This window comes from Bacillus sp. FDAARGOS_1420 (assembly GCF_019344915.1).
In the GTDB taxonomy this organism is placed as follows: domain Bacteria; phylum Bacillota; class Bacilli; order Bacillales; family Bacillaceae_G; genus Bacillus_A; species Bacillus_A mycoides.
In genome coordinates this window covers 273,134-298,415 of record NZ_JAHWJB010000003.1, presented here as the reverse complement: position 1 = coordinate 298,415, position 25,282 = coordinate 273,134, and the positions used below count along the sequence as shown (strand labels likewise).

The 25,282-nt window shown below is 33.0% G+C and carries 17 protein-coding genes and 6 pseudogenes; 3 read left to right on the top strand and 20 right to left on the bottom strand.

All coding sequences use genetic code 11. From position 1 onward, the window contains the following. Positions 1 to 6: 6 nt before the first annotated feature. The 5 genes and pseudogenes from I6L50_RS30365 to I6L50_RS30345 all read right to left on the bottom strand — a co-directional run bounded on the left by I6L50_RS30365 (position 7) and on the right by I6L50_RS30345 (position 3,179). Positions 7 to 834, bottom strand: coding sequence for an SH3 domain-containing protein (locus I6L50_RS30365; RefSeq protein ID WP_219303931.1), 828 nt, complete (start codon positions 832 to 834; stop codon positions 7 to 9). Next, positions 824 to 1,357: an RNA polymerase sigma factor gene (locus I6L50_RS30360; RefSeq protein WP_219303930.1), complete on the bottom strand. Its 534-nt coding sequence runs from the start codon at positions 1,355 to 1,357 to the stop codon at positions 824 to 826. The genes I6L50_RS30365 and I6L50_RS30360 overlap by 11 nt, the downstream gene beginning before the upstream one ends. Positions 1,358 to 1,649: 292 nt before the next feature. After that, positions 1,650 to 2,087, bottom strand: a pseudogene (locus I6L50_RS30355) (IS6 family transposase); the annotation flags it as partial. 269 nt (positions 2,088 to 2,356) lie between these two features. Beyond that, positions 2,357 to 2,590: pseudogene (locus I6L50_RS30350) on the bottom strand (carbohydrate-binding protein); the annotation flags it as partial. Between the two features lie 295 nt (positions 2,591 to 2,885). Then, entirely contained in the window at positions 2,886 to 3,179 is a 294-nt protein-coding gene (locus I6L50_RS30345; protein WP_219303929.1) for an ArsR/SmtB family transcription factor, read from the bottom strand. 705 nt (positions 3,180 to 3,884) lie between these two features. Between I6L50_RS30345 and I6L50_RS30340 the strand changes: the two genes are divergently transcribed. After that, the gene (locus I6L50_RS30340) at positions 3,885 to 4,238 is read left to right on the top strand and encodes a hypothetical protein (RefSeq protein WP_219303928.1); all 354 of its coding nucleotides are present in this window, start codon (positions 3,885 to 3,887) and stop codon (positions 4,236 to 4,238) included. A gap of 1,079 nt (positions 4,239 to 5,317) precedes the next feature. On the opposite strand, the gene I6L50_RS30335 is transcribed toward I6L50_RS30340, so the two are convergent. From I6L50_RS30335 to I6L50_RS30305, 7 genes are all read right to left on the bottom strand, one after another. Continuing rightward, entirely contained in the window at positions 5,318 to 5,485 is a 168-nt protein-coding gene (locus I6L50_RS30335; RefSeq protein ID WP_219303927.1) for a hypothetical protein, read from the bottom strand. 455 nt (positions 5,486 to 5,940) lie between these two features. Next, on the bottom strand, positions 5,941 to 8,433 hold the full coding sequence (locus tag I6L50_RS30330) for a transglycosylase domain-containing protein (RefSeq protein WP_219303926.1): 2,493 nt from the start codon (positions 8,431 to 8,433) through the stop codon (positions 5,941 to 5,943). Between the two features lie 804 nt (positions 8,434 to 9,237). After that, a complete protein-coding gene (locus I6L50_RS30325) occupies positions 9,238 to 9,981 on the bottom strand; it encodes a lipoprotein BA_5634 family protein (protein WP_219303925.1) in 744 nt (247 codons plus the stop codon). Between the two features lie 31 nt (positions 9,982 to 10,012). Next, the gene (locus I6L50_RS30320) at positions 10,013 to 11,983 is read right to left on the bottom strand and encodes an FtsX-like permease family protein (RefSeq protein ID WP_219303924.1); all 1,971 of its coding nucleotides are present in this window, start codon (positions 11,981 to 11,983) and stop codon (positions 10,013 to 10,015) included. Further along, the gene (locus I6L50_RS30315; protein ID WP_307897087.1) at positions 11,958 to 12,728 is read right to left on the bottom strand and encodes an ABC transporter ATP-binding protein; all 771 of its coding nucleotides are present in this window, start codon (positions 12,726 to 12,728) and stop codon (positions 11,958 to 11,960) included. Before I6L50_RS30315 ends, I6L50_RS30320 begins: the two co-directional genes overlap by 26 nt. 143 nt (positions 12,729 to 12,871) lie before the next feature. Further along, positions 12,872 to 13,858 carry a sensor histidine kinase gene (locus I6L50_RS30310; protein ID WP_219303922.1) on the bottom strand — a complete coding sequence of 329 codons (987 nt, stop codon included), beginning with the start codon at positions 13,856 to 13,858 and terminating at the stop codon, positions 12,872 to 12,874. Further along, positions 13,858 to 14,562 (bottom strand): response regulator transcription factor, encoded by a 705-nt coding sequence (locus I6L50_RS30305; protein ID WP_219303921.1) that lies wholly within the window; start codon positions 14,560 to 14,562, stop codon positions 13,858 to 13,860. The genes I6L50_RS30310 and I6L50_RS30305 overlap by 1 nt, the downstream gene beginning before the upstream one ends. 261 nt (positions 14,563 to 14,823) lie before the next feature. On the opposite strand from I6L50_RS30305, the gene I6L50_RS30300 reads away from it, so the two are divergent. Continuing rightward, positions 14,824 to 15,165, top strand: a complete 342-nt coding sequence (locus I6L50_RS30300) for a DMT family transporter (protein ID WP_219303920.1) — start codon at positions 14,824 to 14,826, stop codon at positions 15,163 to 15,165. Then, positions 15,165 to 15,479 (top strand): DMT family transporter, encoded by a 315-nt coding sequence (locus I6L50_RS30295; RefSeq protein WP_000312326.1) that lies wholly within the window; start codon positions 15,165 to 15,167, stop codon positions 15,477 to 15,479. The genes I6L50_RS30300 and I6L50_RS30295 overlap by 1 nt, the downstream gene beginning before the upstream one ends. Positions 15,480 to 15,694: 215 nt before the next feature. Here the strand turns inward: I6L50_RS30295 and I6L50_RS30290 are convergent. From I6L50_RS30290 to I6L50_RS30255, 8 genes and pseudogenes are all read right to left on the bottom strand, one after another. Continuing rightward, a pseudogene (locus I6L50_RS30290) lies at positions 15,695 to 15,850 on the bottom strand (DDE-type integrase/transposase/recombinase); the annotation flags it as partial. A 173-nt stretch (positions 15,851 to 16,023) separates the two neighbouring features. Continuing rightward, a complete protein-coding gene (locus I6L50_RS30285; RefSeq protein WP_219302052.1) occupies positions 16,024 to 17,235 on the bottom strand; it encodes an IS110 family RNA-guided transposase in 1,212 nt (403 codons plus the stop codon). A 254-nt stretch (positions 17,236 to 17,489) separates the two neighbouring features. Beyond that, positions 17,490 to 17,933, bottom strand: a pseudogene (locus I6L50_RS30280) (IS6 family transposase); the annotation flags it as partial. A gap of 481 nt (positions 17,934 to 18,414) precedes the next feature. After that, entirely contained in the window at positions 18,415 to 20,778 is a 2,364-nt protein-coding gene (locus I6L50_RS30275) for a putative mucin/carbohydrate-binding domain-containing protein (protein WP_219303919.1), read from the bottom strand. Positions 20,779 to 21,276: 498 nt separating this feature from the next. Continuing rightward, a pseudogene (locus I6L50_RS30270) lies at positions 21,277 to 21,705 on the bottom strand (DUF4879 domain-containing protein). A gap of 643 nt (positions 21,706 to 22,348) precedes the next feature. Then, positions 22,349 to 22,962 (bottom strand): annotated as a pseudogene (locus I6L50_RS30265) (SDR family oxidoreductase); the annotation flags it as partial. 536 nt (positions 22,963 to 23,498) lie between these two features. After that, the gene (locus tag I6L50_RS30260) at positions 23,499 to 24,221 is read right to left on the bottom strand and encodes a thioesterase II family protein (RefSeq protein ID WP_219303918.1); all 723 of its coding nucleotides are present in this window, start codon (positions 24,219 to 24,221) and stop codon (positions 23,499 to 23,501) included. Between the two features lie 16 nt (positions 24,222 to 24,237). Beyond that, entirely contained in the window at positions 24,238 to 24,912 is a 675-nt protein-coding gene (locus I6L50_RS30255) for a 4'-phosphopantetheinyl transferase family protein (RefSeq protein WP_374108438.1), read from the bottom strand. Between the last annotated feature and the right edge of the window lie 370 nt (positions 24,913 to 25,282).

Genomic DNA, 25,282 nt, shown 5'->3' with positions numbered 1-25,282 from the left:
CCTCTTTTACCATATAGAATCTATATTTATTATTTTCCACATACCTTCATGATCCTTTTCGAACACAAATGAATATTTAATATCCGTTAAAACATACTCTTTTTGTACATACCCAGTATTACCGTTAAATGTCGATATTTTTATATATCCATCATTCTGCACTTTTTCTGGAATCCAAGCTTTTACCATTTCATTAGATACTTCATATAAAATTTGTGATTCTCGTTTTGGTTCAGCTAAAATTTTCGTTTTATTTCCAGTAACAGTTACATATATATAATGTTCTCGCTTTGATTGGTTACTTTCTGTCATTCCACTTGGTACTTTATATACTTTCTTTGTATCATTTGCAAATTCTCCCCCCATTGTAAGAGCGACTTGCAACTCATGAAAAATATCTTCATCAAACTTCAATTCATCCTTCTGATAACTCTTCCCTTTAAATAGAACTTCATCATTTAACGCTCTATACAAATCATTTTCATTTTTTGAATTTATACTTTGATATAAATCATTCATAAATTGTTTCAATGATAGATCTTGAGCAGATTCATCTTTTGTTTTCGGCTTAATTTGAGTACTACTTTGTACCGATGATTTATTATCATCAAGCCCAGGTTGTTGAACAATGAAAAATAACATTGTACAAACCAAAACAACTACAATAGGCAATGCTTTTTTACGAAAGGGTCTCTTGTATGGTACAGAGTCTACTTCACTATTTTGGTATATCGATTGCTTTATTTTATAAATAAATGCTTCTTCATCTTTACGACGCTCCATTGGTCCATTTTTTAATTTGCTATACCAGTCAGGATTTTTTTTATTGTTCATCACTTCTACCCTCCCCTATTAATTTTGAAACTTTACTTCTTGCTCTGCTTAACCTAGATTTGACTGTTCCAATGGATACACCTAATGTTTCAGCCATTTCTTCATAAGATAATTCATATTTTGCGTCCAATATTAGTATTTCGCGGTGTTTTTTAGGTAGTTTTAATACAACATCCCACACATCATTCATTTCCTCTTGATTAAAAAATTCTTGTTCTGCCGATGGATATTGCTTATCGTCACTAAAAAATCCCACTAAAGATATCCTTTTAAAATAAGAGGATTTCAAATAGTTTATTGCCGTATTTCTTGTAATTTTTAATATCCACGTTTTAATAGATGACTCCTTTCGAAACGAATTCCAATGTTTAAAAACCTTAATAAATACATCTTGTGTGATGTCATCTGATAAGTGTGGATCTTTCGTAATAATAAATGAATAATTCCATACATCTTGCCAATAGTCTTTTATAACATAGTCAAGCTCATCATGATTACATTTTTCAATAAACCTCTGTTCCATTTCCACACCTCAAACTTATTTGAATAAACATAAAACTGCCCTCACTTTTAATATGGTTTCAATATATAGACATGATACAAGTTTCATTTGTTCCATAGCTCTTATTTCTATATAGCTGCTCTTTCTGTATTTGAATATATTGTCGTTCTTCTTCCTCTTTCTTTATTTTTTCTTGACGGTTACATAGCTCTTCTTGCTCCCTTTGTATTTTGGTTCTGGTGCAAAAACAAAGTAAAAGAGAATAAAACATATATATTCCTAACGGAATCGTATTTTATGTTACATATCCACCTACTATATTATTCAAGTACTTTTGTTGTCTAAGTTGTATGCCATCAGGTATGCCTTTTTCTTTTTTCAACTACTCAATTGCTGTAGAATAAGCTGGATTCTTATCGACTGTTATTACACATGGCTTTGAAATATGAAAAGGCCGCAAGGCTTTCCTAAAAAAGCGCTTTGCAGCCTTTTGATCTCTTGTTTTGTTTAGACAAAAATCGATTGTGTTGCCTTTCGAATCAACAGTACGTTACAGGTACATCCATTGCCCTTTAACTTTTATAAATGTTTCATCAACTCTCCAAGAGTCATTGGTTTGCTTGAGGTGACGAAGAATTCGTTTGTCCAATTCAGTTCTATACTGATGAACCCAACGCATAATGGTGGTATGGGACAAAGATAAATCTCGTTCTTCCATCATTTCGACCAAATCACGAAAGCTTAGATTGTACTACAGGTAGCGGTATTCAAACAATATTAAGAATTGAAAAAGAAAAAATGCAATTATTAAACGATATTATACACAACGTTTTAGCAGGAGACACAGACAAAACAGATTTAAATTTATTCTTCGATAAAAAATCTCAGTAAATAATTCATAATCGCCCCTCTTTTTAAGAGGATGCGCTTAATTATAATATAAAACTTGATTTTGTCTCCTCTTAATTATTCATTTCAAATATACTTGATTACATGAAAAATGAGCTACTAATTAAATTACTATTTTATTTCATTCCATAAAGATAAAGCAAAGATCCAATTCGGATCCCCATTCCCTTGATAGCTTTGAGCCGCCTCGTATTCCTTACCCTCGTGAACTACTCTATCTCCTTTTTTATATGCTTTATACGAATCCCATTTCTCATAAGCGTTTTCTTGTTCCTTCGTAGTAACTGTTAAGATATCACTTTTCATTGATTCATTGCCAGCCGTATCAACTGCAGAAACTGCATACAAATTGAGGCCGCATTTACTTCCGTTACTTCTCCGCCTGTTATATTGGCACCTCCAAGTATTATAAAACCCAGTGCTCCAGCAAGAATCAGTTTTTTCATATACAATTTCAATCACCTCTATTGTTATCTTATGAGAATAGTTGATTCAATACCTATTCAATGTAATTATTATGGTTACATTTTTATTTGATTATCAAGAATAAATAGTATGTAATTTTACATGTGTAAAATTTGTTAAATACACAAGAAAAGTTTCCTGCTTTATAACAGGAAACTTTTTACATATCATTAGCCTAGAAGCCTAAAATTCCTACAATCTGACGAGCTTTAGCATTATCAATATAATAATGCACCTCTAATCCTCTTCTTTCTGTACGGAGTACGGTTCTTCTCAATTTTGATAAATGCTGTGAAACAGTGGATTGAGGGAGTCTTAATATTTCCGTTAATTGTGTAACATTGCATTTTTTATGATGCATTAATTCATTTACAATTTGTAATCGTACTGGATGCGCCATAACCTTTAATAAAGCTACATTCTCTTCCGGAATTCCTTTTACATTTCGATCATTTTTTAATTCTATCATTTCCCATTCTCCTTTATTATTTATTTCTATTTTCCTATTATCCTCATAAGTAGTACTTATAGATAATTACCATTTGTCCTGTTGAGAAAATATATTCCCTTTTTCAAAATAAAAACAACACCTAGCCTGAAAACAGCTTTTTTACTGTTCCAATGAGTTCATGCCCTTAATTTTTTTGCCAGGCTATATTTTTGTTTAAATAGATTATTTTATAGTCTCTTACATACCTTTGAATGATGCTTAACATGCTTTGCTAAGCAAAAATAATACTTCTGTCCCTTATTTAAGACAAATTAATATTCTATTTTTACCTTCTCGTATTTCAAAATCTATAAGAAGCATCTCTTCATTTCATCTTCTACAAAATAGAATTTATATTTCTCAAAACAAAACGAATGGAATTAAAGCCCTAATACTGGTACCTTCAGTTGTCAAATGTCATGCCCTTTTGAAAGCCCTTGTCTTTAATGACAGGTGCTGTTAAATTTATCTGAATAAAAATAACCATTTTATTCCACTTTCTTGTTAAAAACAATAGTATATATATCCTTTTTAATCCCCTGTTACACTCCTCCATTTAGAAATTGTGGAACTTCTCGTTCACATCATAAATTATGCAACATTGCATTTGGTAATCACTTTCGTTGTAACTACAATGATTATAGGTTTGCTATTAATCCAAATATTCTACGTGGAGATTTTATTATGTTTAAAAAAATCATTGTGTCTTCTATGGCACTTACTATGTTTGGTGGAGCTGCAACTGTGCTAGAGACACCTACTGCTCAAGCATCTACTTATAACTCAACATCATCTTCTTACTTTAATGTTACACCTGAAGAAGCCGCTGCTTTCTATCAATCTCAAGACTATAAAAAATTAATAGCATTTATGAATGACTTTGAAGCTAGAAATCCTTATACTCCTGGTGGAGGCTACGCTCCAGGTAGTGTACGTATGCAAAGATTCAACGATGCTCTTAGAGATGCTAAATTAACAAATGTCTATCAAGAATTTATTAGAATCTTATATTACAATCATTATCCAGAACCAAAATAAGCAATACCGATAAAATGCTCTTTATTACTATAACTTAGCCCAATTACCTAATTTTAAATGTATAATCCAAAAATTATTAGAAAAACCATCTATATAAGGGTGGTTTTTCTAATCTTTCATGAAATTAAATATTTTTGAATGCTAATTTAACTCTATTAAAAGTTCTTACAGATTTCGCGATATGGGAAAACCCATATCGGACTTAAGTCCGCCTTTAGGCATGGGATGAAAGTATCCCTTTTTCATAGAAAAACAGTTGTGTTTTGGTTATACTAAAACGTTAGACAAGTACAAGTCTTTAAAATGACATTGTGTTCCTTGAAAACAAGATATCATATGAAGTTCGGTAGCCGAATTCACGCTATCGGTAAAATGATATGTGTCGTCAAGAACAAGACGCTAAAACATTTGAGCACGAAACTGTACGGTATGGTGATAGTACCGTAGCTCACGAACCTATACTGTCGTGAGAGTGGTGATGGCACACCGCAATCTTGCACGTCAGCGATACCAGAAATGGACTTCACCTTTGGTAGCAAGAATCCCACTGACGTTAGTCAGCTGACCCATTTAGGGGTGGGAGTGTCAAACAACCTAATGGACAAACAGCGTTATATCTTGCATACGGTGGAAATATAGAATCCACAAGTACTTCACAAATGTTCATTAAAGTTTTCGTTTATTGAAAGTAAACTAATGAATAAAAATTCACTTTCTATATCATTAAGAAATTTTTAACGAATTCCCCGAAAGAATTCTCCTTCCTCAAGCGTGTGAAGGGCGTAGCCCAACGGTAGGTGGGAGATGAATTTCGGTTTGGCATAGCCAAAAACTTTTGATAAACTAGCTATATGAAGTTCTTTGATAACTTGATATATGAGGTTGCAGGAAGAAAATAGAGTGCGAAAACCAAGCCATTCGGTTCCTGCGTAAAATATCAACCGTACCAAAAGAGCGTCCAAGCGTTGGACATCTAGGGGTGGAACACCCCGAAGTAACGCTCAGGGAGACGAAAGGGTACTTTCGTCGTGGAACTGAGAAGCTCCCACTTCAAGTGGCGAGTAGTTCACAACCGGCCTTTAACCAGCCGTTTTTTTAGCATTTCCTCTTTCTAAAACTACCGAAAAAATAAGAAATATAATTAACACCAAAATAAACCTTACTGCACTTCCATTGCTTACAAAAAATGAGACTAGGGTATACAATAAAAGTACTATTCCCCAAATAAAATTAATAATTTTATGCAATGAACTCCCTCCTTATTCTTAATTACAAGTATCATAAAACAACTATCTGGAGTTGTTATGTTGTTTATCTAGAGTTTATGTAAATATTAAAAAAAGGAAATAAATTTGTAAATAGACTCAATAAGTCATATAACTATAGTTCGATAACGAGAACCTAACCGTTGCTTTCTACTCAACTATCTTACCCTTTCAAAAGCAAAGCTCCAAGACTATCTTCAAAGAGTTCTAGCATTCGTTCTCTCAGCCAATGGAACGATTCTCTGTGTATTAAAATTCCCTTTTACTCCTTCTTTTCAACGCCATTATGTATACAATTCATATAAAAAACCCCAATATTTGATTTCTAAAAATCAAATATTGGGGTTTTTTTGTTTATTTTAAAATATGGGTTTGTAAGGTATTTTTGATCAAACGTTATTTTAAAAATAAAACCAACGATTTCTTCATATTACTTATTATCCATTATCGGCTGAACCCTCTCCTGCATTCTCATCATTACTTGGTTGCTTTGGCGTTCCATGGCCATCCCCATTATTTGGCGCCGTTGTATTCCCTTGTTCACTACCATTATTTGGTGGTGTTGTATTTCCTTGTTCACTACCATTGTTTGGCGGTGTTGTATTTCCTTGTTCACTACCATTGTTTGGCGATGTTGTATTTCCTTGTTCACTACCATTGTTTGGCGGTGTTGTATTTCCTTGTTCATCACCATTTTTTGATGGCTTTGTATTCCCTTGACCACTACCATTTTTTGGAGGTGTTGTATTTCCTTGTTCACTACCATTGTTTGGTGGCTTTGTATTTCCTTCTCCACTACCACTGTTTGGCTCATTTTGCTCTTCTGGTTTCTTTAATTCCTCTTGTTTCTTTTGCTTTTCTTTTTGCTTATTTTGATTATTATTACTATGCTGTTCAGTCGTATTTGGTATTTTCGTATTTGGAGAAGAATCACGCTTCGCACCTTTAATACGTAATTCGCTACCTTCTTGAACTACACTGTTCGGCATTTTAAATTGTGACTTATCTGTAGCGAAATTGCTCATCATTTCTTTAAATATCAATTGAGCAATTTTCGTATTTTTACTACTAATATAATCGTCTTTACTATCTTTTGTATATCCAGTCCATACTGCCATCGTATATTGTGGTGTATAACCAGCAAACCAACTATCACGAGTTGCGCTTTCCGGTAGATTATATTGTGCTATTTGTTCTAAAGAATAGTTTGTAGTCCCTGTTTTACCCGCTACATCCAGAGAACCTATATTAGCTGCTGTACCCAATCCAGATGAAACAAAAGTACGAAGCATGTCAGTAATCATATATGCTGTAGAATCCTTCATAACTCGTTTTGGCTTTTGCTCGAAGCTTTTTGATTTACCATCTGGATAAACGACTTTCTTAACAAAATGCGGCTTCGTATAATTACCATCATTACCAAATGCTGCATAAGCACCTGCAATTTCAGTCGGTGACGCTTCATTTGTACCAATCGCTGTTGATTCCGTCGGTGCTACATTAAATTTAATACCTAGCTTTTCAGAGAAAGCTTTTGATTTATTAATTCCTACTTCTTTTGCAGTTTTAATAGCCGGGATATTTCGTGACGTTTTCAATGCATCTCGCATTGTAATTGGTCCTAAATGCTTTCTATCTGCATTTCTAACTTCTTGTCCTGTTGAATACTTAAATGGGGAATCATCAATTTGATGGTAAGTAGCCCATTTTAAATATTCAATTGCAGGAGCGTAATCAAAAATTGGTTTCATCGTTGAACCTGCTGAGCGATTTAATTCGATAGCTATATTATGTCCTTTAAATACAGCTTTGTTTTCACCACGTCCGCTACCAATTGCACGAACTTCTCCTGTTTTCGTATCCATAAATGTGAAAGCCCCTTGGAATTTCTCATTTGGATAATTAATAATATTTTTATTTAAAAGCTTGTCCGCAAAATCCTGTGCCTTTGGGTCTAATGTTGTATAAATTTCTAAACCGTCAGATCCAATATTAGCATCTGGCAACTCTTTTTCAACTTCTTTCACAACCGCATCCATAAACGCAGGATATGGCATTTCTTGTTGTTCAGTTGCTGTCTTAATCCCTTCTGTTACTGGAACTTTTGATGCTTCTTCCATTTCTTTTTTTGTAATATAACCATGTCGATTCATTAATTCAAGTACAACATTTCTTCTTTCTGTTGCCTTTTGAATATTTTGTTCTTTCGTTGGATCATAGTTATTAGGCGCTTTCATTAAACCCGCAAGCATCGCAACTTCTGGTAGTGTTAAATCTTTTAATTCCTTACCATAGTAATTTTGTACTGCTGTTGCGATTCCGTATGAACGGTTGCCTAAGTAAACTTTATTTAAATACATTTCTAAAATTTCATGTTTTGAATACTGTTGTTCTAGCTTATACGCTAAATATATTTCTTGCGCCTTTCGCTTTGACGTTTTTTCCATCGATAAGAAGTAATTTTTAATAACTTGCTGCGTAATCGTACTTCCACCTTGAGAGCCGTAATTCCCTTTTAGGCTGACTAAAACTGCACGTGCAGTGCCTTTAAAGTCTACGCCTCTATGCTCATAAAAACGAGCATCTTCTGCCGCTAAAAATGCATTTTCTACTAATTTAGGAATTTGATCATACATAATATTTGTTCGTTTTTCTTTCCCATACTCATATATCAATTTCCCATCTTTATCATATATTTTTGAGGATAACGGATTAACAAGTTTTGTTTTCTCAAGTTTTGGCGCATCCTTGATCATAACGAAAAAAGTAGTAACCCCTGCGACTAACCCTACAATACCAAGTAATAAACAACTAATTAAAAACTTACGAAAAAATGATGTTTTACCTTTTGGTTTTTTCTTTTTAGCAGCTGGCTGTTTTTTCTTTTTAACTTGTCGTCGCTCCTCTCGAGAACGATAATTTTCTGACATGCTACTTTCTCCTGCCTTTCAATTCTCCTGTTGATTTACTTAAATTTATTGAAGTCACCTTCAGAAATATACTTATATTTAAACAGTTTACTAATCGAAGGCAGTAAATATTTCCTAATTCATAGATTATAAAACTTAGATTAATTTTTGAACAAACTATTTTCATCTCTATCCTTTATAATAATACTGCCCCTAAAAGCAAGAAAATAGTGAACTGTTCCTTATCTCTTTGTACTATATCTAATACTTGTAATGGTGAGTTCTTGGATTTGCATGTTTTGTTTTCTTTACTTTTACTTTTTCTTTTACTCCCACCTAAAATGGTTCACCTGTAAAAAGTTTTACACTTGCAAGACTTAAACTTAGTATTCCAACACACACACCTATTTTTAACATCCTTGTACTTTTCAAGATAATCAGTCCTTTCGTATTTTGCAGTACTTAAAATAGATGTCAAACCAAATTCAATGTATCAAGATTTGGCACTAAGTTTTTAAGATCACATCTAATAGACAATTTAAGTAATAAATTTGTTCCACTTTAAGATGAGGAACAAATTTGGGTTTATATAGTAACGGAACCGAAATGGTAATAAGGGTACAGCAACGAATATAGAATTTCATAGAAAATCCATTCTTAGCTTGATCGGTATTTAGTACCATCAGCGTTTTGGAACATTACCTCGCTAAGCAAAAAATCTCACTTTTCATCTTTTTTCAGATAAGAAGTGAGATTTTTCGTTTTGGTGTATTTATTTTGATTAACTTGATGGTGACCAGTTTTTATCCATATAGACGTGATTTTTTACTTTTCTGTAATATTTACAAAATTAACGGCTCTCTTGTCCTCAGTGCCTAAAGCCGTATTCACTTTATCTATTTCCTTACTTAATTCTGGTGCTTTCCCTTGATTGACTAAATTACGATTCCCAAAAGATTTATTAAAAGATAGAATCTGTCTAGTTTTTTCTTTCCCATTTATTTCTTTAAATAATGTATCATCTACAATTAATAGGATTACGTTGGATCCACCACGATATGGAGATAGCCATACATCTCCTTTGTATTGGACATTCATTTTTTTCTTATCGAATGTTAGTTCTTTCAAGTCTTTATATTCTTTATTTGCAAACATGATAGTTTCATCTTTTTCTATTTTTGGTAACGAGTCAAGAGGGTCTGAATATAGGAGACCTTCGTTATTATCCCTTTCACGTATAAGTCCCTTTTTATTCATTTTTTCAGCAGTTGTTCTACTAATAAATAGTAAATTGCTAGTAGCAGTATCCATAGAATCCGCAAAATTAGTCGGTAGCTTTATGTCGAGCTTGTTATTATCTATAGTCCCTTCTTTTAATTGATATAGGTCTTGTGAGCTTGTTATATCTTTGTATGAGTCAATTATAGAGTTTCTTGTTTGTTCGCTTATCTCTTCTACTTCTATTGAAATTCCATTTGCTGGAGAGTTTTTTGTACCAAATAATGAACATGCTCCTAACATGGTGATAGAAATACCTGCTACTATTAATAATCCTAGTCTCTTTTTCACTCTAAATTCTCCTACTATTTATTATTTTGAATTAAAAAATCGTTTTATACATCTTTTTCAAATATTGGGAACGAACAAAGTAATAATATATGATTTGCAAAACTAAGAAACAAATCAATACCATAACTGAACTACCCAAGATTGAAAAATTAGCTAACTTTTGTAAGGCCATAAAAGCAACCGCACTATGTGTAATAGCAACTATAATTGGTAAAAAGAATAACAATGCCAGTTGTCGTGATACAATTTTCTTTAATTCTGGTTTACTTAAACCAACTTTTGCTATCATTTTATATTGCTGCTGATTTCGTTCTAAGTCTGTGTATAATCGGAAATATAAAAAGCTTGCAGCAAACGTAAAGAAAACAATACCTATTAATACACTCATGATGGATGCAAGTCCAAAACCTTGCTTCATAGCTATCCATGTAAAAATTAAAGTCGAAAATTGATATGATTCGTTGTATACCCTAGGATCATTTATATCTTTATTCCCTTTCTGTAAGGAAGCCAAGATTTTTTCAGCAACTTTTTTTGTTTTCTCCCAATCTTTCACAACAAAACCATTGATAGTGAATTGACCGTATTGACTCTCTGGATCCACAATCATTTGATTATATACAGAATCCGGAATAATAATTGTCGTTATGTTTGTATCTTGTAGTTCTTTTGGCGTTAGTATTTTATTTACATGCATAGCTTTTTTTATATTTCCATGCAACAATTGAAAGTTATTTTGATTAGATTTTGTATTAGTAACTTTTCTTGATGGTATGACAAAACTATCATTTTCATCTTTTAAGCTTTCTTTTTCAAAACCAAATGCCTCAGCTAACTTATTATAATCACTTATTTTTATAACACTTAATAAAACATTACTGTTATAAATGGTATCCGAAATTTGTTTGATTGAATAAGTCACCCGTTTGAAATTAAACCCGCCATCATTGAGTTCACTTTCAATCCTTTTTATATGTTCTTTTTCTAAATTGTTATTATTATAAGACCGATAAGAAAATGCAAAAGGGCTATCCGATTCAGCCATGGATGAGTTACCTAACCCCATACAAGTCCCCACTGCAGTGAAGGCAACAGCAGAAATAATAGTTACCATAAAAAACATTTTTGCATTATCTTTTAATTGATACACTAAATCTGAGATGGTGAGTATGTTTGTTTTCTTAAAGAAAATATTTTCCCTTTTCTTTAATACACGTAACACATACACACTGAGTTGTGTAAATAAGAAGTACGTTCCAAGTACAACAAAGCTCACCCCTGTCGCCATCATGAATAATACATATTTCATATCCTTGTAATGAATTGCGTTAACACTATGGAAAACAGCTGTATATCCTGATCCAATACAAATAAGCGCAAATAAAGATAGCCAAAAGGATGCTTTTGGTTCAGGCTTTGGCTTTTCTTCTGCTTTTATCAATTCTACTAATTGCTCTACATTTACTAGTCGAGAAGTGAAAAATGAAATAAATAAAAATAGTAATACGAACGCTCCAAATGTTATCCCAATTGCTTTAAATGGCATGTAAAATGGAAGTCCTTTATCAATCATTAACAGATTGTTGCTCATAATTAAGATAAACTTAGAGAACGCCATTCCAATTGTAATTCCTGTTAAAATAGAAGCGATACCAATTATTATATTTTCAATAAATACTAATTTATTCAACTGTGAACGCGACATCCCATGTAGCATTAGAATTCCAAAATCTTTTTTTCTTTTTTTTAAAAATGCACTTACAGAATATAAGATAAAGAAGAATGAGAAGAAAAATATTAACCCCTGCGATATCTGTAATCCTGACTTTGCAAATGTATTGATTGTTATACTGGCAGCAAGATCCCCTTGTAAATTAGGATGAAATGCAAGTAATGCATAAGTAAAGAAAATCATAATAGCAAATGTACTACTTAAAAAATGAGCCAAATATGTTCGTTTACTTCGAATGACGTTATTAAATGCGAACTGTCGAAAAGTCATTTGCATTTCCTCCTAATAATGCTAAAACCTCTAGAATTTTTTGATAGAATACTTTGCGATTATCTCCACAATAAATCTCATTGTATAACTGTCCATCTTTGATAAACACAATTCGATCACAATAACTTGCAGCCATTGCATCATGTGTCACTAACATCATCGTTGTGCTATTTTCTTTATTAAGCTTTGTCAATAATTCCATCACATCACTAGCAGATTTTGAATCCAGATTTCCTGTAGGCTCATCCGCAAGTAATAATTTCGGATTATGAATAGTAGCTCGTGCAATTGCTGTTCTTTGTGCCTGCCCACCAGAAATTTCATACGTACGTTTATCCAATATTTCAGTTATCCCTAGTTTTTCAGCAATAGCTTCCACTCTACCTTCCATTTCTCTAGGGCTTACACCATCAAGCGTAAGTGGAAGAACAATATTTTCTTTCACTGTCAGTGTATTAAGGAGATTAAATGATTGAAAAACAAACCCTAATTCACGTCTTCGAAATAAAGACAACTGATCTGGAGATAACAGGTATGGATTTTCTCCATGAATTAATACTTCTCCTGATGTTGGAGCATCTATAGTAGAAACCATATTTAATAGCGTTGTTTTACCACTCCCAGATGGTCCCATAATTCCTACAAATTCACCTTTATTTATTTTCAAATCAATATGGGATAATGCTGTATAAGAAATTTTCCCAGGATAAACTTTCCCTAAATCTGAAACATGTAGTATCTCCACAAGTATTTCACCTTCCATTTCTCTTTTCTATACATGAAGTGTAGCCTATATATAGTATGTCTCATATCGATTTCCCTAACATTTATCTAACAAGTTTGTAAGATTCAAAAGAAAAAACCGATGAAAAGTTTACCTTTCATCGGTTAACGAGATGAATATGGGAATACGATTTTAACTTTTGTTCCCTTACCTACCTCAGATTCTAACTCAATCTTATGATTTAATTTTTCACATACTTCTTTAACAAGATATAATCCCATTCCCGTAGACTCTTTGAATTTCCTACCATTTTCTCCAGTATAAAACAGATTAAAAACACGTGGTAAATCAGCAGTAGGAATACCCACTCCATAATCTCTTACTTCCAAAATAATTGCTCGTCCTTTTGAATACGCCGATACCATTACTTTCCCTTTCTTACTTGATGAATATTTAATTGCATTTGACAGTACTTGATCGAGTATAAATCGAAACCATTTCTTATCTGTTTCTACAATAAGACTCGGATCTACTTTTAATTCTGGATACACATAACTACGTATAAACAGACGTTTATTTTCATGAATAACAGAATCAACCATTCCCAATAATTGCAATCTTTCTACATGAAAATCCTGTTCAAATGTTTCTAAACGAGCAACATATAAGACCATTTCTAATCCTTTTTTGATTCTTTCCGTTTCTTCATTAATACTGTCAAATTGAGAGTCATCTGCATCTTGTGTAATTAACTCAATAACAGAAAGAGGTGTTTTCATTTGATGAACCCATTGATTCATAAAAATCATTTGTTCTTGTTGTTTTCGTTCCCATTTTTTTAATTGGTTTTGATAATATTGATATTGAGTTTGTAGTAATTTATCTAAGGCCATTGATAATGGAGTCAAATCACTATCTTTTATTGACTCATTTAAAGTTTCTATCGGTGTTGATAGACGCTTGTAGAATGAACGATGACTATAATAACGATATATTAGATAACCCATTAATAAAAAAACACCCAAAAATACAGAATATAATGCTGTCAAAATATGTGGATAACCATCAAACCAATATATAAAAAGAATGATAAGCAATTGAGCAAATGTATAACAAATGAGTGGAGTATGTTCTTGTAAAAATAATTTCATTATTCCTTTCCTTCCTTCTCCCAAGTAGCATGCAAACGATATCCAGCACCACGAACTGTCTCCAGTGCGTTTTCAATACCTAAATCTTGCAACTTCCTTCTAATTCTCCCTATATTTACACTCAATGTATTCTCGTCTATATATGAACTATCCCATAGTTGTTCCAAAATCACTTCACGTTTTACAAGAAGTGGAGACTTTGTTATCAATATTTCCAATAAAGTTGTTTCTTTTTTAGTAAGTATAATTGTCTTATCTTCTAGTTGAAGTTCCATTCTTTCTGGGAACAGGAATAGTCCTGATTGCTCAACTATTCGTTCTTTTACTTTAGGAGCATATTCACCGTATGCTCTTCTGAGTTGACTACGGATTTTAGACATTACAACTTCATAATAAAAAGGTTTCGTAATATAGTCATCACCACCATTTTCTAAAGCCATAACTTGATCCATTTCTCCACTCCTTGCAGATAGAAATACAATTGGACAAGTAGAAATAGCTCGTATTTGACGACACCAATAATAACCGTCAAAATTAGGTAAATTTACATCTAATAGCACTAAATCTGGTTTTATCTCTTGAAATATTTCTAAGATATTTTCAAAATCCTCAATAATAACACTTTGGTATCCATATTTTTTTATATGAGCTCCCAGTAATTCAGCAATTTTCATATCATCTTCTACAATCATGATTGTATTCATTTCGTACTCTCCTTTAATTTAGGTGTAATTTTTAAAGTTCGTATATTGCTTTATATTTTACTTATTTAAAAAAGATGATATCTTACATCCCCCCTCAAATGCAATGCTCCCCCGATAAAGTAGTGTGAGTCTTGGCCAGAGTAAACTCACAGATTTGCCGTGTCACTGAAGGATAAAAACATGGGAGAAACTGTTTAACAGCTATCTCTTAGGCTTTTTTTGTTTTTTTTTGGTAAGAATAAAATTGGAGGTGTCTTTTAAATGAATAAAGACTGGAGTAAAGTATTTGTTGCTGCTTTCTTTGAAATTTTTTGGGTAATTGGTTTAAAGCATGCTGATGACTTTTGGACTTGGACGGGGACTATCATTGCTATATTTTTGAGCTTTTATTTAATGATTATGGCAGGAAGAATACTTCCCGTGGGAACTGTTTATGCCGTTTTTGTTGGATTAGGTACAGCTGGAACTGTCTTTTCTGAAATCTTGTTCTTTGGTGAACCATTTAAAATGGGTAAAGTACTCTTGATTTTACTTTTATTAGCTGGAGTAATTGGCTTGAAATTAGTTACAGATGACAAAGTTCAAGAAGGAGATGAATCCTAATGGCTTGGATTTCCTTAATTTTAGCAGGACTGTGTGAAATGTTTGGTGTTGCTATGATAAATAAATTGCATAAAGATCGAAATTGGCAATCATTATTTTTGTTAATTCTCGGATTTGGATTAAGTTTTATATTTCTTGCTTACGCAATGGAAACACTACCTATGGGGACAGCCTATGCAATTTGGACTGGAATTGGTGCGTCTGGTGGTGCAATTTTAGGCATGGTTTTTTATGGGGAATCAAAAGACTGGAAAAGACTTATTTTTATAGGTATGGTTTTAGGTGCTGCGATAGGTCTAAAACTCGTTTCATAAATGATTTTTTAGATTGTATGATGAAGAAGATAATCTGTTTTTATTAAGCAAATTATTTTCTTTATTTTTCAGTCAACACAATAGACAGATTGTTGAATAACATGACTGTTGTTTTTCAAACAACTTTTTACTACTTAACAAATACTTCGTTTTTATACCACTCGCTGGACTTTTCATGCAAAAAAGACGCTGAAATGCGCCTGATTGTGGAAGATCTTTTTAAAAATATGCATGGCTTCTACTCCAGAAAGAATAGATGTAGCTGTGTCAAAAGATTTAAGGCCTAGCATAGAACGGATTCGCTTCTTTATAAAGCGATGATCTTGTTCTACTATGTTATTCAAGTACTTTTGTTGTCTAAATCGCATACCGCTAGGTATGCTTTTTCTTACGATTAGTCAACCTGTATTTATAGATTTTCGATGGATTGAGTACCAAAAATCTATATCACACATGTATCCACGTATAACGCATACTAAATACCCCTAATATGATTCGTTTTTTTACTAGGGGGAGATATGATATGATGAATAAAACTATGATATTAGGCCGTTAACCGATAATCATAGTGTATATCGTGTGTAATAAGATGAAAGAGAAGCTTCAGTAACTTATTCACACACGCAATGGACGCAACTTTATGACATTTGTTATAGGGTTGCGTTTTTAATTTATCGTAGTACCCTATAATGTGATTTCGCCCGTAACGCCGTTGTTTAATCATGTTTTGGATAATCAGGAAAAGTAGTTTTCGTAAATGTTTATTTCCACGTTTATTAATTTTATCTTTATAAAAAGTTTTACCGGATTGAAAGCGACGTATATCAATACCGGCATATGCATTCAATTGCTTGTTATTCGCAAAACGAGTAATATCTCCTATTTCAGCCATTAAACGTACAGCTGTATTTGGCCCAATTCCAGGAAGGCTCAAAATGATACTATATTCTGCACGTTGTTCGGCAAGATGTACCATCTTGTTAATGCAATGTTCCTTTTGATGAAGAAGTTCTTGATAACGCCTTGCGTATACCTTGAGTTGATCACATAGGACATCATTTTGTGAAACGGCTGGATAGGAATTTTTCGCTATTTCAAGTATTTGAATTGCCTTTTTCTCTGCCATGATAGTTGATATTTTTTTATTGGTATTGGCACGAATACGATTTTTTATGATTGTTTTAGAAAGATTTAAAACACAATCTGGATGGGGAAATAGTTGAACAAAATTTAAAAATAGATCCGATTTACTAGTGAACATTTTTTCTAATTCAGGAAATGTTAATTGAATTACTTTGTGCATACGACTACGAATCATCGATAATTCTCCATCCAGTTCGCTATAAAATCTCGAAAGAGACTTTAACTGATGGAATAAGTGGTCCGTTCTATGAGATACCCTTCGGGTAACTGTAAAATGAGTAATGGCTAGTCGATGTGCATCACTTCGGTCCGTTTTATGAATCCGTAAGGAATCACATTGTAATTTTGCTTCTAAGGGGTTTAATAGACAATATGTATATTGGTTATCTTGCATAAATCGTTCTAGCTGCCTGGAATAAATGCCTGTTGCTTCGAACACAATTTCAGGTGATTTGCCAGTTTCATTGGTAAGCTCATGTATCTTTTTTTGTAGCTCTTCAAATTCAGACTTTGAATGTTTGATTTCTTTTTCAAAGATACATTGTTTTTGTGCATTATAAATGACCATATAACTTTTACCCATACTGATATCAAATGCAATTACGTGTCTCATAAGGTTCCTCCTGACGTAAAGTTGAAGTCTTCATCTTACACTTATCGATTCCCATTTCTTATACACGATCTCGAGGACCAACATACTAAAAACTGATTCAAATAAGGTAAGTGAAGAAGGTCAGTTTTTTTTACGGATTCAGAATCCTAAAGCATACACGACCCTTTCTTCACTTCTACTATATAAAAAATAGTAGTGCGAACCAATGCCTTGGCCTGCACTACTAATCTTAGTATGTTTTCTTTTTTTTACTGTTCAATTGCTATCGGATAAGCTGGATTCTTATCGACTGTTATCACACGTGGCTTTGAAACATGAAAAGACCACAAAGCTTTCTTGAAAAAGCGCCTTGCAGCCTTATGATCTCTTGTTTTGCTTAGGAAAAAATCGATTGTGTTTCCGTTCGAATCAAAAGCACGATACAGGTACATCCATTGACCTTTTACTTTGATATATGTTTCATCGACTCTCCAAGAGTCATTTATTTGTTTGAGGTAACGTCGAATCCATTTGTCCAATTCAGGACCATACTGATGAACCCAACGCATAATCGTTGTATGAGAAATGGATAAACCCCGTTCCTCCATCATTTCCACCAAATCACGAAAACTTAGGTTGTACCGTAGGTACCATCTTACCGTTAATAAAATAATATCAGGCTGATAGTGCTTCCATTTGAACCAATTTTTCTTTTCCATACCGATTACACACCTTTTTAGAGTAATAGTATCAGTATGTCCAAGTTTTAGAGATTACTTGTAATTACCTTGAAGTTTTTGCACCAGAACCTTTTATTTCAATAAAAAAGTTGAGGATTCCCCCAACTTTTTAACGTATTCCCCGAAAGAATTCTCCTTCCTCAAGCGTGTGAAGGGCGTAGCCCAACGATAGGTGAGAGATGAATTTCGGTTTGGCATAGCCAAAAACTTTTGATAAACTAGCTATATGAAGTTCTTTGATAACTTGATATAGAAGGTTGCAGGAAGAAAATAGCGTGCGAAAACCAAGCCATTCGGTTCCTGCGTAAAATATCAACCGTACCAAAAGAGCGTCCATGCGTTGGGCATCTAGGGAGGGAACACCCCGAAGTAACGCTCAGGGAGACGAAAGGTTACTTTCGTCTCGGAACTGAGAAGCTCCCACTTCAAGCTTTGCTAAGTGGCGAATAGTTCACTACATTTATTGTCTTATTAATCCTGTAGATGTAACCTGATATATTCTTTTCTTACCTATATATTCCTGTTTTCCATTCTCAAGGTTAGTTAAAGTCGCTCGCGTTTTTTCCTTTGCTGCTTCCCCTTCTATATGAGTAAATTCTATATAATCTCCCACTTTTATAGGCACTGTTTTGGTTTCAGCATTTTGTTGTCTATTTCCCACGATTTCCTTATTGTACACAACGCCACCGGATGAGTTCTGGACTTTAATACTTGCATATGTACTATTAAAGTACGAATGCGGTATGCCAGCTTCTAATTTTATTTTCAGCTCTTCTGCTGTTTTATTATAATCTACTTTTGCAATTTCTCGATCACTATATCCTTTTAAGGACCATGCAAATTGTTTTCCGTCTAAAATTGTTGTCTCTGGCATTTTTTCTACTTTTTTTAAGCCCTCTGTTGTAACCTGATACCTTGCTGTCTTTCCAATAGTCTCATTTTTGTTATTTTCAAGATTCGTTAATATTGCGCGTGTCTTTTCATTTACTGCGTCTCCTTCTATATGAGTTAATTCAATGTAATCTCCCACTTTTACAGACACAGTTTGGATTTCGGCATTTTGTTGTCTATTCCCTACGATTTCCTTATTGTATATAACGCTACCGGATGAGTTTTGGACTTTAATACTCGCATATGTACTATTGAAGTATGAATGCGGTACACCAGCTTCTAATTTTATTTTTAGCTCTTCTGACTTTTTGTTATAATCTACTTTTGCAATTTCTCGATCACTATATCCTTTTAAGGACCATACAAATTGATTTCCATCTAAAATTGTTGCTTCTGGCATTTTTTCTACTTTCTTCAGACCTTCTTTTGTAATTTCGTACATGGCTTTTTTTCCAAAGCTCTCTTGTTTACTGTTGTCTACATTTTTGAAAGTAGCTCTATTCACACCCTCTAAGTGTGTCAACTCAATATAATCTCCTACTTTGACTGGAATTTTTTGCGATTCAGCATTTTGTTGTTTGTTTCCATAAATATCTTTATTGTATACTACTTTTCCTGATGCATTTTGTACTTTAATACTCGCATATGTTTCATTAAAATAATGATGCGGTACGCCTGCTTTTAAGTCAATTTGCATTTCTTCTTTCGACTTATTGAAATTGATTTTAGCAAACTCGAAATCACTAATTCCTTTTAGGGACCATGCAAATTGATTCCCTACTAAAATATCAGAATTTCCATTTGTTATTGCTACTTTTTTCTCTACAGTTCGATCAAATATATCTGTTAATGTAATTTTAGCATAAGCTGTTTGAGGCAATTGCATAGTTTGACTTACCTCAGTTTGATAGGACTTAATATTGTCGATTACTTTCACAGCTTGTCCCGTTAACTTTTCATTGTCATAGATTTCAATTTTCCCTTTAAACTGGGGAGTACTTTGTTCTTTCAATTTCCAAGACACATTTAATTTTTCATTTTCAAAACGAATATTTTGAATATCAAAATCCAAATTTCCCATTTCTGGTTGACTAGGCTGATTTATATTAAAAGTCTTTCCAGTACCAATAGTTGATTGAGTATTTCCTCCCGCCTTAACCCATAGATATTCTGAAGTTGCTCCTCCATCGTATTGATAAGAGGTATCATGTTGCCCAGAGATACGCTGATTATTCCAAGAATTCCATTGTTTATCTGAAACTTTTCTGCTATAGCCATTTTTAAGGCGTGCTTCTCTTACATCTTGTCCATTACCAGCCCAGTCCTCTTGAAACATCGATAAACCATAGTTAAATGGAACATTCGCAACTGGATGATCCATAATAGCAACTAACTTCCATTGATTTAATTTATTATCTTTTATCCACTGGCCAAACTTTGTATGACCATCTTCTTGCCAAGAACGTAGTGTCATTCGATACCATTCACTATCTTTCCAATTATAAGTTGTTTGTACCTTCAAACCTGTTCCTTCTCCACCAAATCTACTGGCTTCTGAAGTCGGCGATAAATATTCAGCTTTAATTGCTTGGTTTGATGCTATTGGATCCCAAAGTGCAAAGTGAAGGGTACGTTTACCGGTTTGATCAAAACCGCTTTGTTGTTGGAAGCCAGCATAACCGCCACCCTCTCCTCCCTGATTCCAGTTATGTACAGCCCAATATGTATAAGGTGCCGTTTGGATTGGTGACCAGTCTATGCTAATAATATCTGAAGCAGCAGTATTTTGTGGTGTTACATAAACTGATGGAGCATGCGATCGGATTGCTGCCTCTGTACTAGAAATTGGTGCTCCATACATTGACATCATGGTACAAGCCGCAGAAATCATAACAATCTTTTTGATTCTTCCATTTGTTTTTACTTTAAACATAACTTCCTATCTCCTTTTAAATTATTTTAGTTACATTGAATAATAACGATATGCATACTATTAAACAAATTATGCAAAAAAATAACATTAGCTATATTACCTAGTTATGTTTAATGTTTTTTTCACTACTATTACTAATCAAATTATAGTATTTTGTTATAAAATGGTATGATTTAGGACTAGATATATACTAAAAATATTATAAAAATTCATAAATATGTAGTTTTAGATAATTATGCTGAAAGACTCATTTAATAACTTTATTGATTTTTTGATAGATTTATGTCTAATTACTCACACTATTAAACATAAATTTGCATACTGAAATAACATTATGTAAATTTCGAATGTGACAATTTGATAAAATAGCTTATCAATTTGCCAGTATCTTATCATTAGATTAAAAGAGCCCGCTAAAAAACGTAGACTCCTTTACTTACCTAAACATTACATTTATTGCAACCGACCAAAAAATTAACATTAGATTCTTCTGTTAGCTTATTTAATATTTAATGACGTAGATAATGTATTCCAGGGTGCATTTGTAGATGTGCTTTGATATTTAAATTGTCCATTTTGCTGTCCCGAAGCATCCCATTTATATTCTCATCCATCAACTGTTCTATCACCATTAATATCAGTCATCTTAGAATCTACTTTTTTTAGTTTTTGACCACTCATTTGAGCAATCGGATTTTTACCATATCCCATTTCATTTGTATAAATGTATAAATAGCTTCCTCCATGATCTTTAACTGTACTTAGATTATTAGGACCAATAAATCCAACTCCGCCTAATTGAGATTCAACTTTTACTACATTTAATGATTTTAATGGTGGGGCAGGTGCTGCGGATACATCTGTCGCTAAACCAACTGTTGCTCCCACTACTAATGATGAAACTCCTAGAATCATTCTTTTTAACATACACTCATCCCCTTTCGATTTAACGAATTCCCCGAAAGAATTCTCCTTCCTCAAACGTGTGAAGGGCGTAGCCCAACGGTAGGTGGGAGATGAATTTCGGTTTGGCATAGCCAAAAACTTTTGATAAACTAGCTATATGAAGTTCTTTGATAACTTGATATATGAGGTTGCAGGAAGAAAATAGAGTGCGAAAACCAAGCCATTCGGTTCCTGCGTAAAATATCAACCGTACCAAAAGAGCGTCCAAGCGTTGGATATCTAGGGGTGGAACACCCCGAATTAACGCTCAGGGAGACGAAAGGGTACTTTCGTCGTGGAATCAAGCTTTGCTAAGTGGTGCGTAGTTCACTACAAATTGATTCTATCATACTAATTTCATACATTTCCTTCCCTTTAAAAGAGTTAACAAAAAGTACCTATTTATATATGAAATTGTGCATATTCATTGCTTTTTATCATTTATACATAACATTAATCCTACTACCGTATAATTAGTTCTCTACTCTAATTGACTTACCACCTTTGGACCCATTTCAAGTTGGCTATTGTAAGAGCTAATAAGTGGTGCGTAGTTCACTGGTTTAACAAATAAATAATAGATTTGCAAAATCCAGCTTAATTTAAATCGGCTTTTCCTCTAGCATTATAAGCCAAATCCATCACTTGCATCGATTAACTCACCAGTTATCCAACGACTGTCTGATGATGAAAGAAAACCTACAATATCAGCTATATCATTAGGTTCTCCCCACCTATTCACCTATTAAAGGTCAATAAACCTGCATCATATTTTTGTCCATCTTGATTCCCCAATGTCTCAGCATTCATTTCTGTATTAATTATGCCTGGGAGAATTGCATTTACTGTAATACCACGGGCTAAAGTATAAGTGAGTGTATTAATTGCCCCCTTAGATATACTGTAGGCAAAAACACTTGGGCAGGCTATCCGTGTAACAAATGACGAAATATTGATAATCCGGCCTCCATCTTTTAAACGTGGCAAAGCCTTTTGAATAATGAAAAATGGAGCCTTCACATTAATATTCATAACCTCATCAAAAGACTCCTCCGTAGATTCCTCTAACGTTAAAATCTGCCCAATTCCAGCGTTGTTTACAAGTATATCAAATGTAGTATTACCTATATGTTTTTGAAGAGATTGATCCAACATTGAATACAAGTAATTTATAGCGTTAAAAGTACTTAAGTCTGCACTGATTGCAAATGCAGAACCGCCATCTTGTTTAATTTTCTTCATCTCATCATCCCCTTGTTTAAAATTCTACTTAGTTATATCACAAGATACCCTTTGAAATTTTGCTCTCTAATTTGATATCCATAAAACAAAAAGGCCCACTCATAAGTATAAGAGCCGGCCTTTTCACTTCACATATACAATAGCTTTACATACAGGTTCCCTAACTGTTATGTACCTTGTGTCAAGTATAATGGTGTATTACCCAAATAATTAGCAATTCTTTCTTCCAGCCACGTAAGTCGATTACTGTCAATATGAGAAAGCACGACATGTTTAAATTCAAAAATGCTTAAATTTAATTTAGAAGATCATTTTTTTGGCGATAAAATAAAATGAGATAAGAAAACTTCACCTACAGGTAAAGCCTAAATAAACTAAAGTTGATTCATATATTTTGCTTAGAATTCCATCATTACCTACCGTTGAACATTTCGTTGAGGCTTCTATGACTCCATTCAATGATATTCCAGCAGTACCTGTATTTTTCACCTTTAATTTTTGGTTTCTCAGCCATGATTGTACTTAGAAAAACTCTAAAAACTAGTTGAAAATCTTTTAGAATCTAACTTTCTTATAATTCTATTTGCTATTTCTTCAATATTTTCATTTAGAAAAAAATGATTACCTTTAAAAGAGTGAAAAGTACACGTTTTACTTGTGTATTGCTCCCATTTTATTACTTGATTATATGTAGTAAATTCATCATTTTCCCCATTTAATATAAGAAAATCAATATCACATGCTTGCATATTATTGTCATGAATATATGTCTCAACAATTTTAAAATCTGCTCTTAGAATTGGGAGGAAAATTCCCATTAATTCTTCTGATTGAAGTACCCCGGACGGTGTACCTCCCATTGCAATAACTTCTCTTTTAAATTGTTCGTTAGAAAGATTATGTCGGATATTTTTCATTTTACTATTTGGGTGGTTTCTACCGGACAAAACAAGAAATTCAGGCAATACGTTTTTAGAATCTTGTATTTTTCTGGCTACTTCATAGGCAATCAAACTTCCCATGCTATGCCCATATAGAATATAGGGCGAATGCTCTATCTGCTTAACTATATTAGTGTAGACATCATTTACGGCCTCTTCCATACTTTGGTACAAGTTTTCTTCAATTCTATATCCTCTACCAGCTAACTCTATTGGGACTACTTCAATATATGGATTAAAGTAATTTTTCCATTTTGCGTAACTAAACGCAGATCCCCCAGCATGTGGAAAGCAAAAAAGTTTAGTCTTCTGCATTGATTTTCTCCTTACTTTAAAATTTGTTTATATTTTGGCAAATTGTATAAATATCTTTAATTATTATATCCTGCGGAAATTCTTCCCTTGTTGCACAAGCAGATATCTTATAATTCGGCTCAATGCTATATTGTCTAAAGTAAAAGTCTTTAGGTATATTCTTATATGAGATTAAAGTTCGTGACTCTTTTTTTATAGAAAATGAATTTAACGGGATATAAAGCCCTTTTCCAATCGTTTTTATATAGCTTTCTTTTAGTGTCCATATATCATAAAAACAATTAATTTGTTCATCAGAATTCATACTAGATATATCATAAAATTCTTCATCTGAAAAAAACTCATTTGCTAATTTAAGAGCCTCTATTTCTGAAACTTTCTCTATATCAATCCCTACATTAGAATTAGCAGTGCCACAAACCACCCATTCTCCTGAATGTGAAATATTAAAATGAAAGTCAGAAAAGTTTTCAACAAAAGGTTTTCCATACTCATTATATATAAATCTAATTTCTTCATTACTAATTTTATACTTTTGGCAGACTAGAGATCGGATTAACAAATCTCCTATTAAAGTCCTATTAATATCACATAAATTTAATAACCGCTTCATTCGTTCTCTCTTCTCATTTGAAATCAAGTTACTAAATTGATTAAGCAAATGATTTCCAATATTCTTTGGTATTTTCACAGCATGAATTTGTATGATAAATCACTTCCTTTTTAAAAGGATGGCTTCCTATGTATACGTTATAGAAATTCAATTTCATTTTCTAACTTGCATCTATTCAAGTGCAAATATAATAGAAAAGGTGTATATTAACATATCAATGAAAATATACACCTTTCCTCAGCAATATCATCAAAGCATTCGCTTCTGGTACAAAAACTTCAGATAATTTACAGCATACTATGAACAACTCATATATGTTTCTATGTCCCTATCAAGCAATTTTTCATTAGCCCCTTAAAAAGTAATGCTCTTGATATATGCATAATCTCCTACACTTGATGTGCAGTTATTGGACTGCTCTCTTTATTTATACTACTACTCACAAATA

Coding starts and splice junctions, on each gene's coding strand:
- I6L50_RS30365 (WP_219303931.1), bottom strand. CDS start 834: ATGAACAATAAAAAAAATCCTGACTGGTATAGCAAATTAAAAAATGGA.
- I6L50_RS30360 (WP_219303930.1), bottom strand. CDS start 1,357: ATGGAACAGAGGTTTATTGAAAAATGTAATCATGATGAGCTTGACTAT.
- I6L50_RS30345 (WP_219303929.1), bottom strand. CDS start 3,179: ATGATAGAATTAAAAAATGATCGAAATGTAAAAGGAATTCCGGAAGAG.
- I6L50_RS30340 (WP_219303928.1), top strand. CDS start 3,885: ATGTTTAAAAAAATCATTGTGTCTTCTATGGCACTTACTATGTTTGGT.
- I6L50_RS30330 (WP_219303926.1), bottom strand. CDS start 8,433: ATGTCAGAAAATTATCGTTCTCGAGAGGAGCGACGACAAGTTAAAAAG.
- I6L50_RS30320 (WP_219303924.1), bottom strand. CDS start 11,983: ATGACTTTTCGACAGTTCGCATTTAATAACGTCATTCGAAGTAAACGA.
- I6L50_RS30310 (WP_219303922.1), bottom strand. CDS start 13,858: ATGAAATTATTTTTACAAGAACATACTCCACTCATTTGTTATACATTT.
- I6L50_RS30305 (WP_219303921.1), bottom strand. CDS start 14,562: ATGAATACAATCATGATTGTAGAAGATGATATGAAAATTGCTGAATTA.
- I6L50_RS30300 (WP_219303920.1), top strand. CDS start 14,824: ATGAATAAAGACTGGAGTAAAGTATTTGTTGCTGCTTTCTTTGAAATT.
- I6L50_RS30295 (WP_000312326.1), top strand. CDS start 15,165: ATGGCTTGGATTTCCTTAATTTTAGCAGGACTGTGTGAAATGTTTGGT.
- I6L50_RS30285 (WP_219302052.1), bottom strand. CDS start 17,235: ATGAGACACGTAATTGCATTTGATATCAGTATGGGTAAAAGTTATATG.
- I6L50_RS30275 (WP_219303919.1), bottom strand. CDS start 20,778: ATGTTTAAAGTAAAAACAAATGGAAGAATCAAAAAGATTGTTATGATT.
- I6L50_RS30260 (WP_219303918.1), bottom strand. CDS start 24,221: ATGCAGAAGACTAAACTTTTTTGCTTTCCACATGCTGGGGGATCTGCG.